6 protein-coding genes and 2 pseudogenes are annotated in these 6,064 nt (G+C 37.2%); all 8 read left to right on the top strand.

The window, feature by feature from the left end; all coding sequences use genetic code 11:
* Positions 1–289 (top strand): annotated as a pseudogene (locus BM212_RS11780) (IS6-like element IS1216 family transposase); the annotation flags it as partial.
* Between the two features lie 214 nt (positions 290–503).
* On the top strand, positions 504–1,304 hold the full coding sequence (locus tag BM212_RS11775; RefSeq protein ID WP_091898730.1) for an SDR family oxidoreductase: 801 nt from the start codon (positions 504–506) through the stop codon (positions 1,302–1,304).
* Positions 1,305–1,325: 21 nt separating this feature from the next.
* A complete protein-coding gene (locus BM212_RS11770) occupies positions 1,326–3,188 on the top strand; it encodes a BglG family transcription antiterminator (protein ID WP_091898728.1) in 1,863 nt (620 codons plus the stop codon).
* A complete protein-coding gene (locus BM212_RS11765) occupies positions 3,185–3,667 on the top strand; it encodes a transcriptional regulator GutM (protein ID WP_091898726.1) in 483 nt (160 codons plus the stop codon). Before BM212_RS11770 ends, BM212_RS11765 begins: the two co-directional genes overlap by 4 nt.
* Positions 3,668–3,669: 2 nt before the next feature.
* Complete coding sequence (srlA, locus tag BM212_RS11760) at positions 3,670–4,236, top strand: PTS glucitol/sorbitol transporter subunit IIC (RefSeq protein ID WP_091898724.1); 567 nt, start codon at positions 3,670–3,672, stop codon at positions 4,234–4,236.
* 14 nt (positions 4,237–4,250) lie between these two features.
* The gene (gene srlE, locus BM212_RS11755; RefSeq protein WP_091898722.1) at positions 4,251–5,267 is read left to right on the top strand and encodes a PTS glucitol/sorbitol transporter subunit IIB; all 1,017 of its coding nucleotides are present in this window, start codon (positions 4,251–4,253) and stop codon (positions 5,265–5,267) included.
* 45 nt (positions 5,268–5,312) lie between these two features.
* A complete protein-coding gene (locus BM212_RS11750) occupies positions 5,313–5,669 on the top strand; it encodes a PTS glucitol/sorbitol transporter subunit IIA (protein WP_091898720.1) in 357 nt (118 codons plus the stop codon).
* Between the two features lie 57 nt (positions 5,670–5,726).
* Positions 5,727–6,064, top strand: a pseudogene (locus BM212_RS11745) (IS6-like element ISS1W family transposase); the annotation flags it as partial.

The raw sequence follows: 6,064 nt of genomic DNA, 5'->3' as shown, positions 1-6,064 counted from the left end.
CACAGATAAAGCCCCCTCTATTACAAGTGCCTTTAAGAAACTAAAAGAATACGGCTTTTATCAAGGGACAGAACATCGTACCATTAAATACCTGAATAATTTGATTGAACAAGACCATCGTCCAGTAAAGAGACGCAATAAATTCTATCGAAGTTTACGCACTGCCTCTACCACGATTAAAGGCATGGAAGCCATTCGAGGATTATATAAGAAAACCCGAAAAGAAGGCACTCTCTTCGGGTTTTCGGTCTGTACTGAAATCAAGGTATTATTGGGAATCCCAGCTTAAATCATAGATACCGTAAGGGATTTTATTCTTTATTTAAAACTTTGCAACAGAACCGAAAAAACTCAATTTGATATAAGAAATTCTAATAAAAATCAAAAAACGATGCATTATTTATACTTAGCCCAACCATTTTTTTGAAGCAGAAAAAAATGTTGGGTTAACTTCTTAAACGATTACAAGTATGATTAACTCGAACTTAAGGAGGAGAGTAAATATGAGTAAATGGTTAGGTATTGAAGGAAGAACGTATATCGTTACCGGAGGATCTTCTGGTATTGGTTACAGTATTATTGAAGGACTTTTAGAAGTTGGTGCGAAAGTCGCAAACTTTGACATTTCACCGAGTGATGTTGAACATGACAACTACCACTATGTAGAAGTGGACGTCACTTCTAGAGAAGCTGTTGAAAATGGTGTGCAAGAAGTTGTTGACCATTTTGGAACCGTTGACGGTTTAGTCAATAATGCTGGGATTAATATTCCTGCACTACTTGTTGATACAAAAGAAAGTCACAGTCAATATGAATTGAACGATGCGATTTTTGACAAGATGATTGCCATCAACCAAAAAGGTCTTTACCTTGTTTCTCAAGCAGTTGGTCGAGTATTGACAGAGAAAAAAGAAGGCGTCATTATCAACATGGGTTCTGAGTCTGGTTTAGAAGGATCAGAAGGACAAAGTGCCTACGCAGCAACAAAAGCAGCAGTTTACAGCTTTACAAGATCATGGGCAAAAGAACTTGGAAAATCAAATGTCCGAGTAGTTGGAATTGCTCCTGGTATTATGGAAGAAACTGGTTTACGTACACTGGCGTATGAAGAAGCTTTATCATACACACGTGGAAAAACAGTAGAAGAGTTAAGAGCTGGGTACAGCAACACAAGCACTATTCCATTAGGACGTAGTGGTAAATTGAGTGAAGTTGCAAATACAGTATGCTTCATGTTGTCTGACCGTTCAGGCTACACAACTGGAGTCACATTAAACTTAGCTGGTGGGAAGACTAGAGGATAATAGATAGGGTGTGTATACGCTGTGGGAATTGTTAATCGATGGTATGAAATATTAGAATTACTTTTAGCTCGTGATACGTTATCTTCTAAAGAATTAGAAGATCGATTGCAATTGACTCCGTATACGATTAAAAACAACATCGATTTGCTGAACAATGAGTTGACAGGCATTGCACGCATACATGAAAGAAACAAAAAGTATTCGATTGAAATTCAAGACCATACACAGCTCGAACGCATTATGTATGGGACGTTCAAAAAAGAAAGCGATTTCAATTCATCGAGTAAACGAGTCGCTTATATTCTAAAAGAACTTTATACAAGCAATGAGTATCGAGTGATCACGGACTTTGCTGAAGAGTTATCCGTCAGTCGAAATACAATCAACAACGATTTAAAAGCCGCAAGAAAGTTACTGGAAGACTATGATGTGTCAATCGCCAGTGCCACTGGCCGAGGTATTAAGCTCGTCGGAAGTGTTCTTGACAAACGTTTGGTTTATATCAATTTAGCGCAAGATTATTTCAATTTCGAGTATATCGAAGAAGCAGCAATCAATGAAATTTACCAAATTCTAAGCAACTACAATCAAAATAATCGAATGATTAACCATGTGATTAAAGTAGTAGATGCTTTAATGGCATCGATTCAAATGAATGAAACCTTTGAAGAGCCGATTCCTTTTTACAGTAATGCGGCTGCTGATTCACAAATGCTTGAAGAACTCGTCTACTTTATTGAGAGCCATTTCAAGATTTCATTAAGTCAATATGAAAAAGACTTTGTGAGTTATCCTTTCAACCTAAATAATTCAGGTCAATATAAAAAGTCCTTTACGGAGCAATATAAATATCTATTTGATATTTTTGACCATATGGTTGAAAGCGTCAAAGAATCTTTTGTGATTGAGTTGAACCGCGAGTTTCTCTATACGAAGATTTCAAATCACTTGTTTCATTTAATCAACCGCTCGATTTTCCATGTGTCTCCCAAAGAAATGTTCTATGGCGAAGTCGAGAAAAAGTATCCTTTCTCTTTTGAGGTGGCCAAGGTGGCTGCTAAGTCGATTGGAAGCGATATAAATCGGAAGATTGATTCGATTGAAGTAGACTATCTGACCTTGTATTTTGAAATGGTGCTGAGAAGTTTGTCGAGTTCAATGAGCTTAAATGTGGCGATCATTAGTGATGCAGGAATCGGTACAACGGGTATTATTCAACGGCAAATTGATTCTGTGGTCGGTCAAGGGACTCAGTTCACGTATTTTTCTGAAAATGACTATGCAGAGGCTGATTTATCCGAGTTCTTTCTAATTTTCACGTCAATTCCTTTTAAAAATCCGCCAGAAGCTGTTCCAGTGATTCGGATTTCAAATATCCTAAGTGATCAATGGTTGAGTGAAGAAATTAAAAGAGTCATTATCACCAATCCAAATTTAATCCACTCGACTTTGTATGATGTTTACACTTTAGATCATACCGCTAGTTATATGGAAAATTTATCCTATTTAATGGAGCCGCTTGAACAAGAAGATTTAATTAACGAAGAGTTTAAACAGCGAGTCAAGAATCGCGAAGAAAAACAGTTAACCGTTTTTGACAATGGTGTGGCATTCCCGCATGAGGTTAATCCAGGGAGTGACCGGATCTTATTGAATATTGGAATTTTTGATCAAGAATATATGATAGAAAAGAATGACATCAATATTATGTTGTTATTGGCGGTACCTGAAAACTTAACCGCAGACAATGAACAACAGTTGATTGATTTGTACGATTTAATTTTTAGATTATCGAGAGACCAGCAATTTAAAGAAGATATTAGTTCAATTAGTAGTAAATCAGACTTTATTGCGTATATTAAGAACAGGAGGTTATCGCTATGAGTTTTCTAACATTGTTTATCCTTTTTGCCATCGGTGCTTATGTATTCCAACTGGTTTTAGGACTGTTTCAAGTTAAACACTTTAACAAAATTTACCGAGAATTACGAGAACAAGGAAAAGTAGCCATTGGTCGAAGAGCTGGAAAAATCAAAGCAGGTACTATAGTGATGTTCGCTATAGAAGACGACGGAAAAATTTTGGATGCGCGTCTCATGCAAGGTGTGACCGTATTATCGAAGTTTCGTCGCTTAGAACAATACATTCATCAAGATCTTCACTTTATAGATAGTTACCATCCTCTTGTGCGCAAAGAAAATAAATTGACGCAAGAAGCCATGGAAAATGCAAGAGAAATTTATCTGAAAGTGTCTGTGGGCGATTATGTCGAAGAACCTGCGCAAACGCCGCTTGGACAATTAGGAACAACCATTAATGTTTATGGAAGTATGTTAAAGAATAAGATAAGAGGAAGTGTATAAAAATGGATTTTATTATCAATTTAGCTGAAGGCTTCATGGGGCTATTCCAAGAAGGGGCTAATGTATTCATCGATTGGATGGGTTCAATTGTACCTTTAGTGTTAATCCTTATGACAGCAATGAACGCATTAGTTAATATTTTAGGAGAAGAACGTGTAACGACTTTAGCTCGTCTATCTGCTAAAAACCCTGTGTCTAGATATATGATTTTACCTTTTGTTTCAACGTTTATGTTAGGAAACCCAATGTCAATCACTATGGGACGTTTCTTGCCAGAGTTTTACAAGCCAGGCTGGGCAGCATCGATTATGCAGTTCAACCACACAAGTAACGGAATTTTCCCACACATTAACCCAGGTGAGTTATTCGTTTGGTTAGGAATTGCTCAAGGGGTTCAAGCATTAGGTTTAAACATTACTGAGTTAGCGATTCGTTACTTACTTGTTGGTTTAGTGATGAACTTTGTTGGTGGATGGACGACCGACTTCTTTACCGAACGTATCTCTAAACAACAAGGGGTTACTTTAAGCAAAGAATTTGAATCAGTTGCAGAAGCAGAAGCAAACTAAGGAGGAAAATCAGAATGTCAAATTACAACAGTATTAAAGTTAAAAAAGGTAGTGGAGGTTTTGGTGGACCTTTAGTCATTACACCAACCGAAAAAAAAAATAAGTTTATTTACGTTGTCGGTGGAGGAGCAAAACCAGCGATCGTTGATAAAATTGCAGAATTAACAGGTATGGAACCAGTGAACGGATTCAAAACGTCAATTCCAGATGATGAAATTGCCGCAGCCATCATTGACTGTGGGGGAACGTTACGTAGTGGAATTTACCCGAAAAAAGGGATCCCAACAATCAACATTATCCCTACTGGTAAAAGTGGTCCTTTAGCTCAATACATTACAGAAGATATTTATGTATCCAACGTTGGGTTAAACCAAATTGAATTAGCGGATGCATCAGAAGCATCAGAAGAAGCCGTTAGTTCAAAAATGCAAGCAGAAGAAAATACAAAACAATCTTATGATCCAAACAAAAAAATCACAGACCAAAGAGCAGAATCTGGGCAAGCAGGCCTAATTACACGAATTGGTATGGGTGCGGGTAAAGTCGTTTCTACCTTTAACCAAGCGGCTAAAGACGCTTTTCAAACTGTCTTGCATACCGTTATTCCATTTATGGCATTCGTTGCTTTATTAATTGGTTTAATTCAAGGTTCAGGTATTGGTGCTTGGATTGCAAACTTATTAGCACCATTAGCAGGAAACATTATCGGACTAATTATTATTGGATTTATCTGTTCACTACCGTTCCTATCTCCACTTTTAGGACCTGGAGCAGTTATTAGTCAAATCGTTGGTACGTTAATCGGTGTTGAAATTGGTAACGGAAATATCCCACCACAATTCGCACTGCCAGCATTATTCGCCATCAACACGCAAAACGGAGCAGACTTTATTCCTGTTGCGTTAGGATTAAGTGAAGCAGATGCTGAAACGGTTGAAGTTGGAGTTCCTGCAGTTCTTTACTCACGTTTCTTAAACGGTGTACCACGAGTTATTGTTGCATGGTTAGCAAGTTTCGGATTATACAGCTAAGAAGTAAGAAGTTAGTACGTTAAGAATTTTTAAGGAGATGTTTACATGAGTTTATATGAAACGCAAATTGTTGACATGGGTGCAGAAGCAGAAATGTTTCAAGCAGAGGGCATGATGATCTTATTTGGAGAAGAAGTGCCTGAAGATTTAGCAAACTACGCATACATCATCAACGTAAACCCAGTAGAAGGTACGATTGAAGAAGGTATGACACTAACCATTGGTAGCGAATCTTACAAGATTACTGCTGTCGGAGATGTAGTGAATAAAAACTTAAGCAATTTAGGTCACATTGCACTAAAATTCAATGGGGCAACAGAACCTGAATTACCAGGAACATTAAACTTGGAAGAAAAAGAACTTCCTCAAGTCGAAGCGGGTACAACAATTACTATTCAATAAGAATATAAAAGGAATAAGTCGAATCGAGAGATTCGGCTTATTTTAATTGAAATTCACATCTATCAAATTTGGAAAAAGAAAAATAAAAAATCCTTTTATTCATGGAAAATGGATGAAACGTACATCAAAATTAAAGGAAAATGGCATTATTTGTATCGAGCCATCGATGCAGATGGTTTAACCTTGGATATTTGGTTACGTAAAAAACGGGACACACAAGCAGCCTATGCTTTTCTTAAGCGGTTAGTGAAGCAGTTTGATGAACCGAAGGTTGTAGTCACAGATAAAGCCCCCTCTATTACAAGTGCCTTTAAGAAACTAAAAGAATACGGCTTTTATCAAGGGACAGAACATCGTACCATTAAATACCTGAATAATTTGATTGAACAAGACCA

The sequence above is a fragment of the Marinilactibacillus piezotolerans genome, assembly GCF_900114235.1.
In the GTDB taxonomy this organism is placed as follows: domain Bacteria; phylum Bacillota; class Bacilli; order Lactobacillales; family Carnobacteriaceae_A; genus Marinilactibacillus; species Marinilactibacillus piezotolerans.
Note: the sequence above shows the minus strand (reverse complement) of the source record. Positions and strands in the feature narration are given on the sequence as shown.